Here is a 20,888-nt window from a genome sequence, read left to right on the forward strand (position 1 = left end):
TTATTTATCGCGAGGCTTACACCTTGAGTGATATGGCAAAAAATTTAATTCTATGGCTTGTAATCGCTGTCGTTTTGATGTCGGTTTTCCAGAGCTTTGGCCCTGGAGATAGCAGTGGCAGAGCAGTTGATTACACCACATTTGTAAAAGAAGTTGGTCAAGGCCAGATTCAGGATGCGACCTTTAAAGGTGAAGAAATTACTTTCACTCGTCGCGGCGGTGGCTCTCGTTATGTGACCTATATGCCTGTGTACGATCAAAAACTTCTGGATGACATGATCAACCAGAATGTGAAAGTACAAGGAACACCACCAGAAGAACAGAGCTTGTTAGGAACGATCTTTATTTCTTGGTTCCCAATGATCTTGTTGATTGGTGTGTGGATATTCTTCATGCGCCAAATGCAAGGCGGCGGCGGTAAAGGCGCTATGTCATTTGGTAAGAGTAAAGCTCGAATGATGAGTGAAGAGCAAATTAAAACCACATTTGGAGATGTGGCGGGGTGTGATGAAGCGAAAGAAGATGTCAAAGAGTTGGTTGACTATCTTCGCGACCCGAGTCGATTCCAAAAGTTAGGCGGAAAGATCCCGACTGGTGTATTGATGGTTGGTCCACCAGGTACGGGTAAAACGTTACTTGCTAAAGCCATTGCGGGCGAAGCTAAGGTGCCTTTTTTCACTATCTCTGGTTCTGATTTCGTTGAAATGTTCGTTGGTGTCGGTGCTTCGCGTGTGCGTGATATGTTCGAACAGGCAAAGAAAGCAGCCCCATGTATCATCTTTATCGATGAAATTGATGCAGTTGGCCGCCAACGCGGTGCAGGTGTTGGTGGTGGCCATGATGAGCGTGAGCAAACATTGAACCAAATGCTGGTAGAAATGGATGGTTTTGAAGGCAATGAAGGAATTATCGTCATTGCGGCAACAAACAGGCCAGATGTTCTAGATCCAGCTTTACTTCGCCCAGGTCGATTCGATCGACAGGTTGTCGTTGGTTTACCAGATGTACGTGGCCGTGAGCAGATTCTTAAAGTACATATGCGCAAAGTGCCGTTGGCAGGAGATGTTGAGCCTTCTCTCATTGCACGTGGTACACCAGGTTTCTCTGGTGCTGACCTTGCCAACTTAGTTAACGAAGCAGCCTTATTTGCCGCTCGCGGTAATAAGCGTAATGTTTCTATGGTTGAGTTTGAACTGGCTAAAGACAAAATCATGATGGGAGCGGAGCGCCGTTCCATGGTGATGTCGGAAGAGACCAAAGAATCAACAGCATATCACGAAGCTGGGCATGCTATTGTTGGTCGTCTGGTTCCTGAGCATGATCCTGTATATAAAGTTTCTATTATTCCACGTGGTCGAGCTCTTGGGGTGACAATGTATCTCCCAGAACAAGATCGAGTGAGTATGTCTCGCCAGCACCTTGAATCTATGGTTTCCAGTCTATACGGTGGTAGGCTAGCAGAAGAGCTTATTTACGGGGCAGAAAAAGTTTCGACTGGCGCTTCGAATGATATTGAACGTGCAACGGATATCGCGCGTAAGATGGTCACTCAATGGGGGTTCTCAGATAAACTTGGCCCTCTTCTTTATGCAGAAGAAGAAGGTGAAGTCTTCCTTGGACGTAGTGTTACTCAGACCAAGCATATGTCAGATGACACAGCAAAACTCATTGATGATGAAATACGCAAAATTATCGATCGAAACTATACTCGTGCTAAGCAGATCCTTGAAGATAACATGGATATTATGCATGCCATGAAAGATGCGTTGATGAAGTATGAAACTATCGACGCGGGTCAGATTGATGATTTAATGGAGCGTAAAACTGATATTAGAGAACCAGCTGGTTGGGGAGATAACTCTGACAAGCCAGCGGCTAAAGATTCAGTTCAAGATGAACCTAAATCAAAATCTGAACAAGAAGAAGTGATGTCTTCAGCAGATCCTGTTGAAGAACAAGCGCCTGAAAAAAAAGACGCAGAATAAGATAGACTAACCAATTAAACCCCGGTAATGTCGGGGTTTTTGTATTTTTTATGATAATCAAATCAAATAATAAATTCCTAGACTTATCCACATCCCATGTAATGGGTATCCTAAATGTCACACCTGACTCGTTTTCTGATGGTGGAAAATATAACTCTCTCGAGCTTGCAGTTCAGCAAGCAAAGAAAATGGTAGAAGCGGGTGTCAGTATTATTGACATCGGTGGTGAATCCACTAGACCAGGTGCTCCAGATGTTGAGTTAGAAGAAGAGCTTGCGAGAGTGATTCCGGTTATTAAGGCTATCCGCTCACAGTCTGATGTGTGGATTTCCATTGATACCAGTAAAGCGGAAGTTATGCGCCAAGCTGTGCAGGCTGGAGCGGATATGATTAATGATGTTCGTGCTTTACAAGAACCAGGAGCATTGGATGTTGCAGCTAAGTCTGGCGTAGCAATATGTTTGATGCATATGCAAGGACAGCCACGCACTATGCAGACTAACCCTCAATATCACAATTTATTCCAGGACATTACTAAGTTTTTACAGCAACGTGTGCAAGTGTGTCAGGAGATGGGAATTGATAGCAACCAATTAGTACTTGACCCTGGTTTTGGATTTGGCAAGACTCTGGAGCATAACTACCATATATTGGCGCACCTTGAAAATCTTCATCAACTTGGTTTCCCTATTCTTGCAGGTATGTCGCGTAAATCCATGCTGTTTAAACCTCTTGATAAATCTCCAGTGGAATGCGTTGCTGCTAGTATTAGCTGTGCAACCATAGCGGCGATGAAAGGGGCGCAAATCATTCGTGTTCATGACTTTGAACAAACGCTTGATGCAATGAAGATTGTTGAAATGGTAAAAGCCAATATTGATTTAAAATTTGGAAAGGAATAAATATGTCTGAGAAAAGACGTTATTTTGGTACTGATGGTGTTCGCGGCCATGTGGGGCAGTACCCAATTAACCCTGATTTTGTGTTGAAACTAGGCTGGGCAGCTGGACGAGTTTTAGCCAAGCAAGGTACAAAGAAAGTTATTATTGGTAAAGATACGAGAATATCTGGTTATATGCTTGAGTCTGCTCTTGAGGCAGGCCTTGCTGCTGCGGGGTTAAACGCGACTTTAACTGGGCCTATGCCAACGCCTGCTGTTGCTTACTTGACACAGACCTTTCGCGCTGAAGCCGGAATAGTGATTTCAGCATCTCATAATCCTTATTATGATAACGGGATTAAGTTTTTTTCTTCAGAAGGAACTAAGCTCCCAGATGATATTGAGCTTGCGATTGAAGCCGAATTAGATAAAGAAATAGAGTGTGTAGACTCTGCTTTACTAGGTAAAGCTGCGCGCCTCAACGACGCTGCGGGTCGCTATATTGAATTTTGTAAGAGTACTTTTCCTTCAGACTTAAGTCTTTCTGGGTTAAAAGTAGTTGTCGATTGTGCGCATGGAGCCACTTATCATATTGCTCCTTCTGTCTTTACTGAGTTAGGTGCTGAAGTTGTTGCTATGGGTATTGAACCTAATGGTACCAATATTAACCATCAGGTTGGAGCAACAGACGTGAAGGCTCTTCAAAAAAGAGTAGTTGAGGAGCAAGCCGATTTGGGTTTGGCATTTGATGGCGATGGTGACCGACTTATTATGGTTGATCATCAGGGCAATAAAGTCGATGGCGATCAAATCGCTTATATCATCGCTAAAGATGCGATGCGCCGTAGCGAGTTAAAAGGCGGAGTTGTCGGCACCTTAATGACGAATCTAGGGATGGAAAATGGCCTTAAGGAGCTAGGTATTCCTTTTGTACGCGCAGCCGTCGGCGATCGGTATGTCATGGAACAGCTGTTGGAGAAAGGCTGGCAGATTGGTGCGGAAAACTCCGGTCACATTATACTGCTTGATAAAGTCACAACAGGAGACGCTATTGTTGCTGCATTGCAAGTGCTTGCTTCAGTTGTTGATAGCGAGTCCTCTCTTGAACAGCTAACCCAGGGAATGACCCTGTACCCCCAAGTATTAGAGAATGTGCGTTTTTCTGGAGATTCTAATCCTATGGAATCGATAGAAGTGAAGTCATCGGTTGAAGAAGTAGAAGCTGAACTTGGTAGTAAAGGGAGAGTTCTCTTGCGTAAATCGGGTACCGAACCTTTGATTCGAGTTATGGTTGAGGGAGAAGATGCAGCTTTAGTTCAAGCCTCCGCACTTAAAATAGCGGAAGCTGTTAAAGCCAGTTTTTAGAATAATGGCCCTTTGTTAGGGCCTAAACCTTTCAGATTAGTTGTAAATTACTAGTATAAATTTCGGCTATTTTAAGTGAGTTATGTATCGAGCCTATGCTGAGCAATCAACATATTTATTTGCATGAAATGGGCATTCAGGCTTATGAAGTCCAAGATATTAATCTGCTACAAGGGTATAACGCAAAGCCGATTAGCTTAGCAGAAACATGTAAGCTCTTGTTTGTATCTGATACTTATCCTATCGGAGATACTGCAGAGTTACTTGAAAAAGTCTTGAAAAGTATGAATCTTAGCACTGCTGAAGCTCTTCATATCTACCCACAATATCTCCCTCTTGTATCAAGCAAAACTCAGGCTTGGACTTGGTTTGCAGGATGTCAGATAGATCCAAGCATTCAAGGTAAGGTCTTAAGCTCACCAAGCTTATCTTGCGTTAGAGGTAACTCTCAATATAGGCGAGAGTTATGGCAACAAATTTGTGAGAATCGATAATCATTATGTTGCTTAATCTTATGCCCCTCAAGCAAATACACCTCGAAGAAGTTTTTGCCATTGAAACACAGGCTCATACTCATCCCTGGTCTTTTAGTCTGATTGAAAACATAAATGGACGAGGCGCTTGCCATAAAGTTTTGATCAATGAAGATGAAAAAGTCGTTGGGTATTTTTATGCGCAGAATATTCTCGGTGAGGTAACTCTTCTCAATATCGCGGTAGAGCCGAAATTGCATGGACATGGTTATGGTAAATTTCTAATAGCGTCATTCCTAGAAATGTGTGCAAGCGATAAAGCAGAGAGTGCGTGGCTAGAGGTTAGAGCAAGTAACCATAAAGCCTATAGATTGTATGATGCAGTAGGATTCAATGAAGTAGACAGAAGAAGAGATTACTACCCCACTGAAGATGGCAAAGAGGATGCCATCATCATGAGTTATCTTTTCTTGTAAAGTTTACTTATGTACTGCTTTATCTATAGAAGATCCCTCAATAGGATAGAAGTTGGCTTCGAATCGAGAAGGTAATTCTGATGCAGGAAGGGGTTTGTCGAAGATATAACCTTGGAACTGGTCACAACCCAAATCTCGCAAAATATTAAGTTCAGCTACTTCTTCTACACCTTCAGCAATGACTTCTAAGTTTAATCTCTGAGCTGTCATGATGATGGTGTCTACAATAGCTTGATCGCTTTCATCCAGATGAACTTGAGTAACAAACGAGCGATCGATTTTAAGTACATCAGCTGCTAAGTGTTTTAGGTATCTCAGTGATGAATAGCCAGTCCCAAAGTCATCAATCGAGATTTTAAGATTGAATTCTTTCAACTTGCTCATTTTCTCTATTGCATCTTCTACGTTTTCAAGCAACAGGTTCTCCGTAATTTCTAGCTCAATGTGATCACCGTTTACTCCTGCTTGAGCGAGTGCATCATGTATGTATTCTACAAAGCTATGCTGCCCAAATTGAAGAGGGCTAATATTGATAGCGAGTCTCTTAAAGGTGTCCGGTAACACACCTTGTTTGAGCCAGACGGAATACTGGTGTAAAGCTTGTTCAATAATCCAGTTACCGATTTGAAGTATCTGCCCTGTCTCTTCCGCGATAGGCATAAACACTCCGGGAGGAAGTAGGCCTTTTTCTGGGTGATTCCATCGAATAAGAGCCTCGACCCCCACGATCTGCTGTTTTCCACTCACTTGTGGTTGATAATAAAGCTCTAGCTGACCTTTGTTGATTGCTTCATGAAGCCCTTTTTCTATCTCTAAGAAAGACTCTACCTGAGCTTGCATCTCTGGTTCATAAAACATGTATTTGTTTCTTCCTGCCACTTTTGCGCGGTATAAAGCGGTATCAGCTTGACGCAACACATCAATATTGGTGCTGTTAACTGATGGGAAGACAGAGATCCCCACACTAGTTGTGCAGTAAAGCAAGTGGTCATCGATTGAGTAGGGATTAGAGATTAATGCGAGTAGCTGCTGAGCTGTATCATGGGCTTTGTCTGGATGAATCGAGGGCATGAGAATTGCGAATTCATCACCACCAATGCGCGCTGCGGTATAATCATCTGCGAGCCAAGCTTCCATGCGTTTCGCAATGGCTTTTATTAAGTGATCACCAATGGTGTGTCCCAACGAATCGTTTATAGTTTTGAATCTGTCTAAATCAAGGTAAAACAGAACACCAGCCGTGTTGTCTTGTTGAGCTTTTTTGATTACGTCGTCAAGAGTTTGAAGCAACAAGCTTCGGTTTGCGAGTCCTGTTAACGAATCGTAATAGGCTAATTGGTTTAGTTTTGCTTCCGCGGCTTCTCTGTCTTTCCATAAAGTATGGAAAGTGGTTGCCAATTGTCCTAGTTCATCATCTCGATGAAGATTGGGCATTGAAACTTCAGTTTCTTTGTTTTGTAGTGACCTGACCCACTCGATGAGTGTCACTAAAGGTTTGGACAGTTTCTGATAAAAAAACAGCAGTAGAATCGTAGTAAGTAGGATATTTCTGAAAAGGTCGAATAATAGTATCTGACTGGTCTTCGCAATAAAGTTCTTAGCTATGTTCGCCCCATTGACGGAAAAACTCAGCATACCTACTACAACATGTGAGTTAGGTTGATGAAGCTCTGTTTGGTACACTGGTGTGTTTGGCGTAAGATAATGCGACAGTGCTTCTGTAAAAGAACTTTCCATCGCGATGTTTCTTTCTTGCTCAGTTAACACATCGCCAAAATCATCGACAATAGCAACCTGATAGATTGCACTGTCCATCAATAAGCTTGAGGCGACCTGTTCGGCCAACAACTGGTTCAAATGATATGCAGCTTGGCTGGCATTACTGTAGTTTTGTAACAGCTTGAACTGGTAGTGTTCTTCTATCCGCTTATGCTCCTGATGGAGATCGACCAAAATTTGGTACAGGCTAAATATGATCCCCAGTATCACAGATACTAGGAAAACGGTTTTTGCTTGTCGGAATGCTAATGAATTTATTCTTTTGCTCGCAGGCATAATCGTAACTGGTTCCTTCTACTCCTTTAGTTATAGACCAAATTTATTGATATTTTAATTTGTAGTGCATTTCAAGCAGAATTATTTGTCTCGGTTGCTCCCAAAGTCAATATAAGCGAAAATACCACGCAAATAGAATCATTACGCTAGTGAAGAAATCATGACTTACTCTGACGGCCACTAGCTCTAGGAATTTAAGAAGAATCTTTGATGTCAAATTCAGCTTTTTTGGGCGAAGTTTCCAAACGTAGGACGTTCGCTATTATTTCCCACCCCGATGCGGGTAAAACTACGATAACAGAGAAAGTTCTTCTGTTTGGACGTGCAATTCAAACTGCTGGTACGGTTAAAGGAAGAGGCTCTGCGCAACATGCCAAGTCAGATTGGATGGAGATGGAAAAGGAACGTGGAATTTCTGTCACTACTTCTGTTATGCAGTTTCCATACAATGATTGCCTTGTTAACCTGTTAGATACTCCAGGACACGAAGACTTCTCAGAAGACACTTATCGGACTTTGACAGCGGTTGACTCGTGCTTGATGGTGATCGATGCAGCTAAAGGTGTCGAAGATCGTACACGCAAGTTAATGGAAGTGACACGTCTTCGTGATACGCCGATTGTGACTTTTATGAACAAACTTGACCGGGATATCCGTGATCCTATGGAGCTTCTGGATGAAGTCGAAAGCGAGTTGAGTATTGCTTGTGCTCCTATTACTTGGCCAATTGGTTGCGGAAAGGAATTTAAAGGTGTTTATCACATACATCGCAATGAAACGATTCTTTATGCAACGGGCCAAGGACATACCATTCAAGATATGCGCATTGTTAAAGGCTTGGATAACCCGGAACTTGATGAGGCTGTCGGGAGTGAATTAGCCCAGCAATTACGTGAAGAACTAGAGTTGGTAATTGGTGCGTGCCCTGAGTTTGATCAAGAGCTTTTCTTAGCCGGAGAACTCACACCTGTCTATTTTGGTACAGCACTAGGTAACTTTGGCGTTGACCATATGCTTGATGGCTTGACTAAATGGGCTCCAGCTCCGATGCCACGTCAGGCGAATGAGCGTCAGGTGGAAGCTCATGAAGATAAGTTCTCTGGTTTTGTATTTAAAATCCAAGCGAATATGGATCCCAAGCATAGAGACAGAATTGCCTTCATGCGCATCGTGTCGGGAACCTATAAGCAAGGCATGAAAATGAATCATGTCCGCCTTGGTAAGCAAATCAATATATCCGATGCTGTAACCTTTATGGCTGGTGACCGTTCAAGGGCCGAAGATGCTTGCGCTGGAGATATTATAGGCTTGCACAACCACGGAACTATCCAAATTGGTGATACCTTTACCCAAGGAGAAGCTCTAAAGTTTTCCGGTATTCCTAATTTTGCTCCAGAGCTTTTCCGTCGTATTCGTCTCAAAGATCCACTCAAGCAGAAACAATTATTGAAAGGCTTAGTCCAGCTCTCAGAAGAAGGTGCGGTACAAGTGTTTCGTCCGCTGCAGAATAACGATCTTATTGTTGGTGCGGTTGGTGTGCTGCAGTTTGATGTGGTCGTTGCTCGATTAAAAGCTGAATATAACGTAGAGGCTATTTATGAGAGTGTTAATGTAGCGACGGCGCGCTGGGTAGAGTGTGCAGATGGTAAAAAGCTTGATGAATTCCAGCGTAAGAACCAAGTCAACTTAGCACTTGATGGCGGCGACAATCTTACTTACATCGCACCGACTATGGTTAACCTCAACCTAGCAAAAGAGCGCTTCCCTGATGTCGATTTCAGAGCGACTCGTGAGCATTAATAATATCAATGTTTGTGCTTAATTAAGAATAAAGGGCTAGCGCTAATGGCTAGCCCTTTATTGTATCTGTGATAGTTATTTTTTCTTCTTAGTGGTTTTTTTCTTATTGTTGGGCTGTGCGGCTTTTTTGTCGTCCTTTTTCTTTTTCTTGAATACAGGCTTTTTGTGCTTTGGGCGAAGCTCTTTTATAAACCGCTCTTTAATTTCTTCTTTGACGTAACGAGCAACGCGTTCCATCATAGGTTGATCATGGGCTTCAATCAGTGAGATAGCATTGCCTTTTTTCCCTGCGCGAGCAGTGCGGCCAATCCGATGCAAGTATACATCTGCACTGCGAGGCATGTCATAGTTGATGACATGGCTTATATCTGGTAGGTCGATACCGCGAGCCGCTACATCTGTCGCAATAAGTATGTTGACTGTCCCATCTCGAAAGCGAGCAATAGCATTGTTGCGCCTATCTTGTGGCATTTCACCTTGAATCCAAGCACATGGAATCTGTGCTCTTTCTAACTCTGAACGCAGCTCTGCTAGACGATCGCGAGTTTTCACAAAGATAATGGTGCGTTCAGCTTGTTCTGTAAGTATGTTTTTGAGTAGGGCAAGTTTATGAGCTAAGTCATCCGCTCTGTGATACCACTGAGATATTTTCTTTCTCTCTCTGCGTGAGGGCTCTGCATCGATATGAGCGGGATCTTTCAATAAGTCAGCAGTGAAACCTTCTACCCCTTTTCCTTCTAATGTTGCAGAGAACAGCAGAGTTTGCTTACGCCAGCGGCATTCTGACGATAGACGGTCAACAGTTGGGCCAAAGCCCATGTCTAGCATACGGTCTGCTTCGTCCAAAATGAGCCATTCTATCGCTCGGCAGTCAAAACGTTCAGCCTCGATGTATTCCATTAGCCTGCCCGGAGTCGCCACCACAATATCTTGTGTTGTTGAAAGGATATCCGCATGCTCTTGATATTGGACGCCACCAGTAATGGTAAAAATATTCAAGTTGGTATGTTTGGCCAAAGCTCTCGCTTGCTCGGCTACCTGCATGGCCAATTCGCGTGTTGGTGTTAGGATCAATATACGTGCGGGGCCTGGTTTTCGGCGAGGGAAATCTTGTAGATACTGAAGTGCTGGAAGAACAAAGGCGGCCGTCTTACCCGTACCTGTAGGGGCTGATGCGAGAATGTCTTTGCCATCCAAAGCTTGCGGAATAGATTCAGCCTGAATTTGAGTTGGGCGGCTAAAGCCCATTTCTTCTATTGCGATGAGCAGGTTAGGGTCCAGCTCTAGTTCAGCAAAATGTTTGATCACTCTGGTATCTCCACAAACAGGTAAGTGAGAACAATAAATTGAGGACACGTATTATAGAGGCTTCGGTGATAAGGATCACACCTTAATTTTTACATCTTGAGGTAAAAGTCTTTGGTTAGAGCGATAAAGTCTTCTGTGTAGGTATTATTTTCTTGAATAATAATTTGCTGATACTCGGCTTCGGTTTCATGTGGGGTGAGTTGTATCAAAAGTCTATTCGTGGCTTTTTTGCCTGTAGGTTTAACTTCACATAGTTTTGATAGATGCCAACCAAATGTTTTGGCTTGTTCAATGAATTTTATTCCTTCTACTTTCGGGAGAATAAAACATGCTTTACCATCTTCAGTGATTAAGCGTAAAGCGATTTTCAGAAGCTCTTCATGCTCAAGTGTTAAAGTGTGCCTTGCAGTTGCTCTCGCCTTTATCTGGGCTGTTTCTCCATTGTTAAAATAGGGTGGATTGCATATCACAGTGTCATATTTGTATTTAAAGGGAAAGGTTAGAACGTCACCTTGTTGCAAACAGATACGAGTATGCCAGGGTGAAGTAAAGAAATTATTTTTGGCAATAAGACAAGCTTGTTCGTCAATTTCAATTGCATCAATCAAGCAATGATGGTTTCTCTGGACACACATTAAAGCTAACAATCCAGTTCCTGTTCCTATGTCTAGAATTCTTTTTGAGTTATGTATATCACTCCATGCGCCCAACAGGACGCCATCTGTACTGACTGGCATACCTATGCGCCCACTGTTCACTTTAAACTGTTTAAAGGCAAAACTTTTGGTCCTAATATCACTTTTTTTCATTGTTTACAGCCATAAATAAAGGAGGTTTTGTTTCTGATTTGTTTAAAATTTGTATTTATTGTGTTAGGTTGTTTTTGTGTGTGAGCGAAATTATTATCTTATTTTTATTTAAATCTTAGTCAATAATACTATCAATTGACCTTTTCTATAAATTTATATGGCGTTCTTTAAGCTAGGGTTGCGGGTAAGAGAGTGTTTCGTCATTATTCGCCTCCAAATTTATAGACTGAGTCGCCTACTTGGACAGCTCAGCATACACAACATCAATCTCAGATAGTTAAAGGGTCTCTTGTGAATCAGACTTTAAAATTAACAGATATTATCGCGTTAGGCTTTATGCTTTTCGCTTTCTTCTTAGGCGCCGGCAATATTATTTTCCCTCCACTGGCGGGCCAGTTAGCCGGTGAAAATATCATGCCTGCAATGATAGGTTTTCTCGTAACTGCAGTAGGTCTTCCTCTAATTACAATCGTTGCTATTGCAGTATCTGGTGGCTCATGGGAGCACCTTACTAAAGATTTACCTAAACGCTCTGCAACCTTAATGGCCGTATTAATCTTTATCATTATTGGCCCTGCTTTTGCGGCGCCTAGAACTGGGCTTGTTGCTTATGAGATGGCGGTTAAGCCATTTTTTATCGAAGCAACAGATGCGCATCTTGCGCTCTTTTCTGTGCTGTTTTTTACCATCGCAATGTTTTTTGCGTGGTCTCAGGGTAAATTAATTGATGTGATAGGTAAGGTTTTAACACCAGCTTTATTTATCGGATTGATTATTCTGGCATTTGCGGTGTTTTATGATCCTCAGGGTTCAATGCTATTTGCTCAAGATGAATACTTAAGCCATCCATTGCAAAAAGGCTTTCTTGATGGTTACAACACCATGGACACCTTTGGCTCGCTTATGTTTGGTGTTTTGATTGTTGATGCGCTTCGTAAAAAAGGTATTACAGAACAAAAAGCAACAGCTCGATATTTGATTAGCGCGGCTTGTATAGCAGCTGTCGGACTCGCTTTTGTTTATATTTCGCTTTTCTATTTGGGAGCGACGAGTTCTGTGGTTGCATCTGGTGCCGACAATGGTGGTGTGATCCTTAGCTTGTATGTTCAGTCTCTATTTGGTTCATACGGCCAAACTGTGCTGTCAGTTATCGTATTGCTTGCCTGTTTGACAACCGCGATAGGCCTTATTTCTGCCTGTTCTGACTACTTTAGTTCTTTGACTTCAATATCATACAAAAATTGGGTCATCATAATCGGCGTGGTTTGTGCTGTGGTCGCAAATGTTGGCTTGTCACAATTAATTGCACTGTCAGTACCTGTGCTTTTCGCTCTTTATCCTGTGGCGATTGCACTTGTAGGGCTTACATTTATTCGCAAGTTTTTACCGAATCCTAAGTTAGGTTATAGAGTTGTGCTCAGTGTATCGCTTATCTTTGCATTGATTGATGCAGCAAAAGTGGCAGGTGTTGATGTATCTGCTTTGAGCATACTGCCTATGTTTGATATCGGTATGGGCTGGTTACTGCCCACTCTTGCTGCCATGCTATGCATGTTCTTTATTGGTAAGGCTGAGCAGCCCAGCTTAAACAAAGAAGCAGCATAACTTCGCTTACCTTTACAAGTTCACATCCCTCTGTTTGGCCTAGTTCATCAGAGGGATTTTTGTATCCAGATTCGTGATTCGCTTCTAAAAAAAATCTGTATCTTCATCACACTTTTCAGTACAATCTTTCGGTTAAATTCTACTCATAAATGTTGAGCAAACATGTTTGAAATCAATCCAATTAAAAATCGCCTTAAGGACGTGTCTGAGCGCACGAGTGTCCTGAGGGGGTATCTTTGACTATGACGCTAAACAGGAGCGTTTAGAAGAAGTCAACGCAGAACTAGAACAGCCAGATGTGTGGAACGAACCTGAGCGTGCGCAAGCCTTGGGTAAAGAGCGTTCTGCCCTAGAAGCGGTTGTGGCAACGATTGACCAACTTGAGCAAGGAGTGGAGGACGTTGATGGTCTTCTCGAGCTTGCGGTTGAAGAAGAAGATCAAGAGACCTTCGATGAAATTGAACCAGAGCTTGCTGAGCTTGAAGCTAAGCTAGAAAAGCTGGAATTTCGTCGTATGTTCTCTGGCGATCATGATGAATCAGACTGTTATATTGACTTACAGTCGGGATCTGGTGGCACAGAAGCGCAAGATTGGACATCGATGATGCTACGCATGTATTTACGTTGGGCTGAAGCTAAAGGCTTTAAGACTGAAGTAATCGAAGTCTCTGAAGGTGAGGTTGCTGGTCTTAAAGGTGCTACGGTCAAAATATCCGGTGAGTATGCTTACGGTTGGCTACGGACTGAAACAGGTGTTCATCGTTTGGTTCGTAAATCGCCATTTGACTCTAGTGGTCGTCGCCATACATCGTTTGCTTCTGCGTTTATCTACCCAGAGATTGATGACAACATCGACATCGACATTAACCCTTCTGATCTTCGTATTGACGTATACCGAGCATCAGGGGCGGGTGGTCAGCACGTCAACACAACTGAATCTGCGGTACGTATTACGCACGTTCCAACCAATACAGTGGTCCAGTGTCAGAATGATCGTTCTCAGCACAAGAACAAAGATCAGGCGATGAAACAGCTTCGTGCGAAGTTATTTGAGTTAGAGATTCAAAAGCAAAATGCTGAGAAGCAAGCCAATGAAGACGCGAAGTCAGACATAGGCTGGGGTAGTCAAATTCGTTCATACGTACTGGATGATTCACGCATCAAAGATTTGCGTACTAGCGTTGAAAACCGCAATACTCAAGCGGTTCTTGACGGCGACCTAGACAAATTTATCGAAGCTAGCCTGAAATCAGGCCTGTAAGCTTTTCACCGAAAAACTATTTTCATAAAGAAAGACAGGATACATCAAAAATGACTGATGCTGTTCAAAACGACAATGTACAAGAAGAGAATAAGCTGATTGCTGAGCGCCGCGCTAAGCTGGATCACATCCGTCAGAGCTGCAAAGCAAACGGTCACCCAAATGACTTTCGTCGTGAGCACCTAGCTGGCGATCTGCAAGCAGAATTCGGTGAAAAGACGAAGGAAGAGCTAGAAGAGCTAAACCATGTTGTGGCGATCGCTGGTCGTGTCATGGCTAAACGTGGTCCATTCCTAGCGATTCAAGAAACCTCTGGTCGTATCCAAGCCTATGCTGCAAAAGATGTTCAAAAAGAGCTGAAAGAGAAATATCAAGGTCTAGATATTGGCGACATCATAGGTGTGAAAGGTGCACTTCATAAGTCAGGTAAAGGTGACTTATATGTGAACATGGAGTCTTACGAGTTGCTAACGAAAGCACTTCGTCCACTTCCAGAGAAATTCCACGGCTTGACTGACCAAGAGATGCGTTACCGTCAGCGCTATGTAGACTTGATCGTTAATGAAGATTCTCGTAATGCGTTTATTGTTCGTTCAAAGCTAGTCTCATCTATTCGCAATTTCATGAGTTCAAAAGGCTATCTGGAAGTTGAAACGCCTATGATGCACGTGATCCCAGGTGGTGCAACGGCTCGTCCATTTATTACTCACCACAACGCACTTGACATCGACATGTACCTACGTGTTGCTCCAGAGCTTTACCTGAAGCGTCTAGTAGTCGGAGGTTTTGACCGCGTGTTTGAGATCAACCGTAACTTCCGTAACGAAGGTCTATCACCACGTCACAACCCAGAATTCACAATGATGGAATTCTACCAAGCATACTCTGACTACAAAGACCTAATGGATCTGACCGAAGAGATGCTAAGTACAGTTGCAATGGACGTTCTAGGCTCAACGTCTATGCCCTACGGTGATGAAACCGTTGAGTTTGGCGGTAAGTACGCTCGTATGAGCATGTTTGAGGTAATCAAACACTACAACCCAGAGCATGCTGAGATCCAAGCACTAACAGAACAAGACCTTACTAACCGTGATAAGATGGTTGCTATCGCAAAATCGGTACACGTGGAAGTAGAAACGTTTTGGACATGTGGTCAGCTTCTAGAAGAAATCTTTGGTGAGACTGCTGAACCTCAGCTAATTCAACCAACCTTTATCACCGGTTACCCAGCGGATATTTCTCCTCTTGCTCGTCGCAGCGATGACAACCCATTCTTCACAGACCGTTTCGAGTTCTTCATCGGTGGGCGCGAAGTAGCGAATGGTTTCTCTGAGCTAAACGATGCTGAAGATCAAGATGCTCGCTTCAAAGCACAGGTTGATGCTAAAGATGCTGGTGATGATGAGGCTATGTACTACGATGCAGATTACATTACTGCTTTGGAACACGGTTTACCACCAACGGCAGGGCAAGGCATAGGTATTGATCGCCTCGCTATGCTGTTTACTGATACACATACAATTCGCGATGTCATTTTGTTCCCCGCGATGCGCCCTCAATCGCAGTAAACTTAATCCATATATCGACGAATATATTCATAAGGCCGCCACAAGTCGGCCTTTTTTGATATTTAAATTAGGCGACTTGTCAATACTTTTACCGGCTTATCCTTCTGTGTTGGGTAAAAATTTGCTCTACTTTGTATTTCGGTGAAGGATGAAAGAAGTGAAAGCCTTGGATAGAGTTGCAGTTTAAGTTTGTGACTAGCGCTGCTTGTTGCTTTGTCTCGACCCCTTCAGCAACAACATTAAGATCGAGAGATTGACCCAGTTTGATGATGTTTTCTATCACCGTCTTTTGTTTGGGTATAGATTTTATGTCTTTTATAAAGGTTCGGTCTATCTTGAGCTCATCAACAGGAAAGCGTGCCAGATAGGACAGTGAAGAGTAACCCGTACCAAAGTCATCGATAGACAGAGTAAACCCCAATTGTTTGATTGCATTAAGCGTTTCCAGTGTGTGCTCACTGTTGCCCATAACGGTACTTTCTGTTAACTCAAAAGTGATAGAGTGTGGGTTGATTCCAGTACGTTGTAAAAGCTTGTTGATGTAGGTTACTAGGTTTGGATTACAAAATTGTTCGGCAGATAGGTTGACGGCAATTTGACCAGGTAGGATACCTCGTTGGTCCCATTGCTTAACCGTATCGAAGACTTCTTGCATCACAACTTGGCCTAGACTTTCTATCAACCCTGAACGTTCCGCTATTGGAATAAAGGAGCTTGGACTGATGTAGCCCTCAATGGGATGCTTCCAACGTAACAAAGCCTCTGCACCATTAATATCGTGGCTGTGGGCATTAACTTTGGGTTGATACCAAACCTCTAGGCCATCTTGTTTTAAAGCCTTTTCCAATTCAATTTCTAACCAAAGTCGCATGCGAGCATTTTTGTTCATTGATTGATTAAACTTGATTGAGCGGTGTCTGCCTCGTTCTTTGGCTTCGTACATGGCGATGTCAGCATTTTGAACCAAAAGGTGTGCATTATTACCATCTTTGGGGTAGGTGACGCTGCCAATAGAGCAAGATAATCCTTTACTGAAGTGATTTAGGTCAAAAGGCACGCTCATCAGTGAAATAATACGTCTTGCCCAAACATCAGCAGAGCATGTATTACAATGGCTGGGAATTAGGATACCAAACTCATCACCGCCGAAATGTCCTACCGAAGCATGATGAGGTAAAAATTCAATAAGGCGAGTTGATGCTTGAGCTAATACCTTGTCACCAATGTTGTGACCCAAAGAACCATTAATACTTTTGAAATTATCAATATCGAGATAGAGGAGTAACAGGGGAACTTCGTCATTGATTAATTGGTTGATACTTTGGATAAATTCTAACCGGTTCAGGGTATTACAGTGTAGGTGCTCTAAAGTGGTATTCGGAAACAAAGGGTTAGAGGTTATCTTTTTCAACCAGTATTGCAGTTGTTGCGACAGTATCAAGGGTTTTACCGACTCTCCTGAGAGTAATGTAGGCTATAGATTAGGCATAATGCCTAATCTATAGCCCGGTGAATGTTCGACCAAGAGGATTGAAATTTACGGCTCACTGGAAAACTATATAAATTAGAGCGTGACCATATTCCGTTATTTACAAACTAACGGATTACTAGCTTGATTAACAAGAGCTTACATATGTAGATGTATGCTTGTATGTCGTTTTTGAGATATTCAATCCAGTTATTGCTATTTTTGACTAAATAATGTTTCAAAATTTTTTCGTGCACAGTTGGACTGAGATGAACGAATGAAAAATGTTTAACTCGTTGCAAACTTTTTTGATTTGTGTAGCGCATTGTGAGGATTCGCAGGTACAATGAATCATACGTAAAGAGAGGTGGTTAATGCTTATTCGAACTGAAGCACCGGCAGATATCTTGACCGTTGATACATTGATTAAGTCAGCTTTTGACACCGAGTCTGAAGCAAATCTTGTTATGAGGCTCAGAGAAAATGGTCGTAGAACATTATCGCTTGTCGTGAGTAACGATGAGGGTGAAATTATAGGTTATGTGATGTTTAGCCCTGTGACATTAAATGGTGAAGATTTGAATTGGCAAGGGCTTGCTCCATTAGCTATTCAAAAAGAATACCGATGCCAAGGGCTGGCTGCTGAGCTTGTTAAAGAAGGCTTAGCTTCTCTTAAAGAGTTTGGCTATCCCGTGTGCGTTGTACTTGGTGATCCCAACTATTATTCGCGTTTTGGCTTTAAAGCGAGCGAAAAATATGGTTTTTCGTGTCAGTGGGATGTCCCTAGTGGTGCATTTCAAGTATTAGAGCTTAGCGACAATGAGTTTGCTAATCGTTCAGGAAGGATTGAATACAGCTCTGAGTTTTCAGAACTTTAGTTCATATATTGGGCCGAAGAATAAGAAACACTCTTTTTGACCTTTTTTTGAACGCTTGACGTCTCTTATATGATTTTTTTTTAAATTCTGCTTGTCAGCGTAATAACCTTTCGTTAGTATTGCTCGGCCTTCAATAAGGGGGCCGCTAGCCTTGTTCAGAAAGTGATTTCGAGCGGCGCTGGCTCAACAATTTGGAACATAGGTGGAAGCAATGTTTACAGTTCTACTTGTGATTTACCTGTTGGCAGCGATTGGTGTAATCGGACTAGTGCTGATTCAACAAGGTAAAGGCGCAGATATGGGAGCCTCATTCGGTGCTGGCGCATCAAACACAGTGTTTGGCGCAAGTGGCTCAGGAAACTTCCTAACCCGAATGACTGCAATTTTTGCAACAGTATTTTTTGCACTCAGCTTAACGCTAGGTAACATGTCAACACACAAAACTGAATCTCAGTGGGTTGACCCGACTCAAGGTCAAGTTATTCAGCAAGCTGATGACGCAGCGAGCGAAGTTCCAGCACCAACAGGTGATGAAATTCCTCAATAAGCTAAAAATTTAGCTGCCGAGATGGTGAAATTGGTAGACACGCTAGCATGAGGTGCTAGTGCCTTAGGTGTGAGGGTTCGAGTCCCTCTCTCGGCACCATTTTTACAAACTTGTAAAACAACTTAGAGAGCGTATAATGCTCGACAAGTCGGACGCGGGGTGGAGCAGCTTGGTAGCTCGTCGGGCTCATAACCCGAAGGTCGTCGGTTCAAATCCGGCCCCCGCAACCAATCCTTTTGGAGTGGGCAAGTTTGCACAGCAGCGACCAAGTTGCTGTGGTTAGGCGAAATTTATTGCCTAGCATATAAGGGTCCAGCATAAAAAACCCCGACTAATCGGGGTTTTTTGTTATCTAAATATCCGAATTTGGGATAGTTAGAAGTTGCTTGGAATTTAAATTGGGCTATAAGCCCTTTTTTTGTTTCTGGAGTGGTTTAAATGACTGGTTTAGAAAGACAACTTACTGAAATGCTTGAAGTTCCAGTAGTGGCATTAGGCTATGAGTTAGTTGGATTAGAGTTTATTCGCGCAGGCGAACACTCAACGTTGCGTATCTTTATTGACCATGAAAATGGCATTACAGTGGATGATTGTGCAGAAGTAAGTCGTCAGGTCAGCGCAGTTATGGACGTCGAAGATCCAATCACAGTGGCTTACAACCTCGAAGTGTCTTCTCCAGGTTTAGAGAGACCACTTTTCAAAGCAGCACATTATGAACAATTTATTGGTCACGAGGTCAGCATTGTTTTGAAAATGGCTGTGGGTAATCGTCGTAAGTGGAAAGGTACTATCCATTCTGTCGACGGTGATACAGTCGCAGTCAATATTGACGGCAATGAAGAAGAGTTTGCTTTGAGCAATATTTCAAAAGCTAACCTGATCCCTAAATTTTAATCAAGGTCTTAGAGGCTATTTAAAATGAGTAAAGAAATTTTAGCGGTAGCAGAAGCGGTATCGAATGAAAAAGGGGTACCTCGTGAACGTATTTTTGAAGCGCTAGAGACCGCTTTAGCGACATCGACTAAGAAAAAGCACGAAATCGAGATTGATGTGCGTGTAGAGATTGACCGTAAAACAGGCGAATTTGACACGTACCGCCGTTGGCTTGTGGTTGAAGAAGTAGAAAACCCAACCAAGGAAATTTCTCTAGAAGCAGCTCAGTATGAAGACGACTCAATTGAACTTGGTGCTTTTGTAGAAGATGAGATCGATTCGGTTACTTTTGATCGAATCACTACTCAAACCGCAAAGCAAGTTATTGTACAGAAAGTACGTGAAGCAGAACGTGCACAGATTGTAGAACAGTTCATCGATAATGAAGGTGAGCTGGTAACTGGTGTGGTTAAAAAGGTAAACCGCGACACCATTATTCTTGATTTGGGCAATAATGCTGAAGCGGTAATCCTGCGTGATGACCAACTTCCGCGAGAGAACCATCGTCCAGGCGACCGTGTTCGTGGATTACTGTACCGTGTAGCGCCTGATGCCCGTGGCTTTCAGCTATTTATCACTCGCTCAAAACCAGAAATGCTTGCAGAGCTTTTCCGTGTTGAAGTGCCGGAAATTGCTGAAGAGATTATCGAGCTTAAAGGTGCTGCTCGCGATCCTGGCTCTCGCGCAAAGATTGCGGTTAAGACTAATGATAAACGCATCGACCCAGTGGGTGCCTGTGTAGGTATGCGTGGTGCTCGTGTTCAAGCTGTGTCAGGTGAGCTTGGTGGAGAGCGCATTGATATCGTGCTTTGGGACGACAATCCAGCACAATTCGTTATCAATGCAATGGCGCCGGCAGATGTTGCTTCGATCATTGTTGATGAAGACGCTCATGCTATGGACATTGCCGTTGAAGCCGATAACTTGGCACAAGCGATTGGTCGTAACGGTCAGAATGTACGTTTGGCATCTCAGCTTACTGGTTGGGAACTGAATGTGATGACAGTTGAAGATTTGCATAAGAAACACACAGAAGAATCTCAGGCAGCGATTGAGAACTTCATGAAGTACCTCGATATTGAAGAAGACTTTGCTCAATTGCTGGTTGAAGAGGGCTTCTCTTCACTCGAAGAAGTAGCTTATGTTCCAGTCAACGAGCTATTGGAAGTTGATGGCTTGGATGAAGACTTGGTTGAAGAACTACGTAATCGAGCTAAAGATGCTTTGACTACCTTGGCTCTTGCCCAAGAGGAATCTTTTGATGGTTTAGAGCCCGCTGAAGACTTGCTAGCGTTAGAAAGTTTAGAGCGTGAGCTTGCTTTCAAACTCGCAGCAAAAGGAGTGGTGACACTTGAAGATCTTGCTGACCAAGGTATTGACGATCTCGAAGGTGTAGAAGGTCTTACCGAAGAGCGTGCTGGTGAGCTTATCATGGCAGCACGTAATATTTGTTGGTTCGGTGAAGAAGAATAAT

The 20,888-nt window shown here is 43.0% G+C and carries 16 protein-coding genes, 2 tRNA genes and 1 pseudogene; 15 read left to right on the top strand and 4 right to left on the bottom strand.

The features are described 5' to 3' along the window. Positions 1-32 precede the first annotated feature (32 nt). The 5 genes from ftsH to rimI all read left to right on the top strand — a co-directional run bounded on the left by ftsH (position 33) and on the right by rimI (position 5,179). Positions 33-1,985, top strand: coding sequence for an ATP-dependent zinc metalloprotease FtsH (gene ftsH, locus DPF90_RS04230; protein WP_114785011.1), 1,953 nt, complete (start codon positions 33-35; stop codon positions 1,983-1,985). 50 nt (positions 1,986-2,035) lie between these two features. After that, a complete protein-coding gene (gene folP / locus DPF90_RS04235) occupies positions 2,036-2,887 on the top strand; it encodes a dihydropteroate synthase (RefSeq protein ID WP_114785013.1) in 852 nt (283 codons plus the stop codon). Between the two features lie 2 nt (positions 2,888-2,889). Then, positions 2,890-4,230 (top strand): phosphoglucosamine mutase, encoded by a 1,341-nt coding sequence (gene glmM / locus DPF90_RS04240; RefSeq protein WP_114785015.1) that lies wholly within the window; start codon positions 2,890-2,892, stop codon positions 4,228-4,230. A gap of 95 nt (positions 4,231-4,325) precedes the next feature. Continuing rightward, complete coding sequence (locus DPF90_RS04245; protein ID WP_114785017.1) at positions 4,326-4,724, top strand: DNA polymerase III subunit psi; 399 nt, start codon at positions 4,326-4,328, stop codon at positions 4,722-4,724. Between the two features lie 5 nt (positions 4,725-4,729). After that, positions 4,730-5,179, top strand: coding sequence for a ribosomal protein S18-alanine N-acetyltransferase (gene rimI, locus DPF90_RS04250; RefSeq protein WP_114785019.1), 450 nt, complete (start codon positions 4,730-4,732; stop codon positions 5,177-5,179). A 3-nt stretch (positions 5,180-5,182) separates the two neighbouring features. Here the strand turns inward: rimI and DPF90_RS04255 are convergent, their stop codons facing one another. Further along, the gene (locus DPF90_RS04255) at positions 5,183-7,234 is read right to left on the bottom strand and encodes a putative bifunctional diguanylate cyclase/phosphodiesterase (RefSeq protein ID WP_114785021.1); all 2,052 of its coding nucleotides are present in this window, start codon (positions 7,232-7,234) and stop codon (positions 5,183-5,185) included. A 210-nt stretch (positions 7,235-7,444) separates the two neighbouring features. On the opposite strand from DPF90_RS04255, the gene prfC reads away from it, so the two are divergent. Continuing rightward, the gene (prfC, locus tag DPF90_RS04260; protein WP_114785023.1) at positions 7,445-9,034 is read left to right on the top strand and encodes a peptide chain release factor 3; all 1,590 of its coding nucleotides are present in this window, start codon (positions 7,445-7,447) and stop codon (positions 9,032-9,034) included. Positions 9,035-9,109: 75 nt separating this feature from the next. Here prfC and srmB read toward each other — a convergent pair whose 3' ends face one another. Together srmB and DPF90_RS04270 are read right to left on the bottom strand one after the other, a co-directional pair. Further along, positions 9,110-10,342, bottom strand: a complete 1,233-nt coding sequence (srmB, locus tag DPF90_RS04265) for an ATP-dependent RNA helicase SrmB (protein WP_114785025.1) — start codon at positions 10,340-10,342, stop codon at positions 9,110-9,112. 89 nt (positions 10,343-10,431) lie between these two features. Then, complete coding sequence (locus tag DPF90_RS04270; protein ID WP_114785027.1) at positions 10,432-11,151, bottom strand: tRNA1(Val) (adenine(37)-N6)-methyltransferase; 720 nt, start codon at positions 11,149-11,151, stop codon at positions 10,432-10,434. 291 nt (positions 11,152-11,442) lie between these two features. Between DPF90_RS04270 and brnQ the strand changes: the two genes are divergently transcribed. The 3 genes from brnQ (at position 11,443) to lysS (ending at position 15,588) form a co-directional block, all read left to right on the top strand. Continuing rightward, positions 11,443-12,756, top strand: a complete 1,314-nt coding sequence (gene brnQ, locus DPF90_RS04275) for a branched-chain amino acid transport system II carrier protein (protein WP_114785029.1) — start codon at positions 11,443-11,445, stop codon at positions 12,754-12,756. A gap of 162 nt (positions 12,757-12,918) precedes the next feature. Then, positions 12,919-14,017 (top strand): peptide chain release factor 2 gene (gene prfB / locus DPF90_RS04280; RefSeq protein WP_114785032.1). Its coding sequence is split into 2 segments (ribosomal slippage): positions 12,919-12,993 and positions 12,995-14,017, totalling 1,098 coding nucleotides; the frame shifts between segments, so codons are not numbered across the junction. Positions 14,018-14,067: 50 nt separating this feature from the next. Then, positions 14,068-15,588, top strand: a complete 1,521-nt coding sequence (lysS, locus tag DPF90_RS04285) for a lysine--tRNA ligase (RefSeq protein ID WP_114785034.1) — start codon at positions 14,068-14,070, stop codon at positions 15,586-15,588. Between the two features lie 88 nt (positions 15,589-15,676). On the opposite strand, the pseudogene DPF90_RS04290 reads toward lysS, so the two are convergent. After that, positions 15,677-16,972 (bottom strand): annotated as a pseudogene (locus DPF90_RS04290) (putative bifunctional diguanylate cyclase/phosphodiesterase); the annotation flags it as partial. 458 nt (positions 16,973-17,430) lie between these two features. On the opposite strand from DPF90_RS04290, the gene DPF90_RS04295 reads away from it, so the two are divergent. The 6 genes from DPF90_RS04295 (at position 17,431) to nusA (ending at position 20,887) form a co-directional block, all read left to right on the top strand. Further along, on the top strand, positions 17,431-17,934 hold the full coding sequence (locus tag DPF90_RS04295; protein WP_114785039.1) for a GNAT family N-acetyltransferase: 504 nt from the start codon (positions 17,431-17,433) through the stop codon (positions 17,932-17,934). 211 nt (positions 17,935-18,145) lie between these two features. After that, positions 18,146-18,481, top strand: a complete 336-nt coding sequence (secG, locus tag DPF90_RS04305; protein WP_114785257.1) for a preprotein translocase subunit SecG — start codon at positions 18,146-18,148, stop codon at positions 18,479-18,481. 15 nt (positions 18,482-18,496) lie between these two features. Next, positions 18,497-18,580 (top strand) — tRNA-Leu (locus DPF90_RS04310). A gap of 54 nt (positions 18,581-18,634) precedes the next feature. Next, positions 18,635-18,711: transfer RNA gene (locus tag DPF90_RS04315), tRNA-Met, on the top strand. 208 nt (positions 18,712-18,919) lie between these two features. Next, positions 18,920-19,375, top strand: coding sequence for a ribosome maturation factor RimP (gene rimP, locus DPF90_RS04320; protein ID WP_114785041.1), 456 nt, complete (start codon positions 18,920-18,922; stop codon positions 19,373-19,375). 24 nt (positions 19,376-19,399) lie between these two features. Continuing rightward, positions 19,400-20,887 carry a transcription termination factor NusA gene (gene nusA / locus DPF90_RS04325; protein WP_114785043.1) on the top strand — a complete coding sequence of 496 codons (1,488 nt, stop codon included), beginning with the start codon at positions 19,400-19,402 and terminating at the stop codon, positions 20,885-20,887. The last annotated feature ends 1 nt before the right edge of the window (position 20,888 follow it).

This window comes from Vibrio tetraodonis, from assembly GCF_003350295.1.
Lineage (GTDB): Bacteria > Pseudomonadota > Gammaproteobacteria > Enterobacterales > Vibrionaceae > Vibrio > Vibrio tetraodonis.

Excerpts from the sequence above, each read along its gene's own strand:
- ftsH (WP_114785011.1), top strand. The coding sequence starts at position 33 with ATGGCAAAAAATTTAATTCTATGGCTTGTAATCGCTGTCGTTTTGATG.
- folP (WP_114785013.1), top strand. The coding sequence starts at position 2,036 with ATGATAATCAAATCAAATAATAAATTCCTAGACTTATCCACATCCCAT.
- glmM (WP_114785015.1), top strand. The coding sequence starts at position 2,890 with ATGTCTGAGAAAAGACGTTATTTTGGTACTGATGGTGTTCGCGGCCAT.
- DPF90_RS04245 (WP_114785017.1), top strand. The coding sequence starts at position 4,326 with ATGCTGAGCAATCAACATATTTATTTGCATGAAATGGGCATTCAGGCT.
- rimI (WP_114785019.1), top strand. The coding sequence starts at position 4,730 with ATGTTGCTTAATCTTATGCCCCTCAAGCAAATACACCTCGAAGAAGTT.
- DPF90_RS04255 (WP_114785021.1), bottom strand. The coding sequence starts at position 7,234 with ATGCCTGCGAGCAAAAGAATAAATTCATTAGCATTCCGACAAGCAAAA.
- prfC (WP_114785023.1), top strand. The coding sequence starts at position 7,445 with ATGTCAAATTCAGCTTTTTTGGGCGAAGTTTCCAAACGTAGGACGTTC.
- DPF90_RS04270 (WP_114785027.1), bottom strand. The coding sequence starts at position 11,151 with ATGAAAAAAAGTGATATTAGGACCAAAAGTTTTGCCTTTAAACAGTTT.
- lysS (WP_114785034.1), top strand. The coding sequence starts at position 14,068 with ATGACTGATGCTGTTCAAAACGACAATGTACAAGAAGAGAATAAGCTG.
- DPF90_RS04295 (WP_114785039.1), top strand. The coding sequence starts at position 17,431 with ATGCTTATTCGAACTGAAGCACCGGCAGATATCTTGACCGTTGATACA.
- secG (WP_114785257.1), top strand. The coding sequence starts at position 18,146 with ATGTTTACAGTTCTACTTGTGATTTACCTGTTGGCAGCGATTGGTGTA.
- rimP (WP_114785041.1), top strand. The coding sequence starts at position 18,920 with ATGACTGGTTTAGAAAGACAACTTACTGAAATGCTTGAAGTTCCAGTA.
- nusA (WP_114785043.1), top strand. The coding sequence starts at position 19,400 with ATGAGTAAAGAAATTTTAGCGGTAGCAGAAGCGGTATCGAATGAAAAA.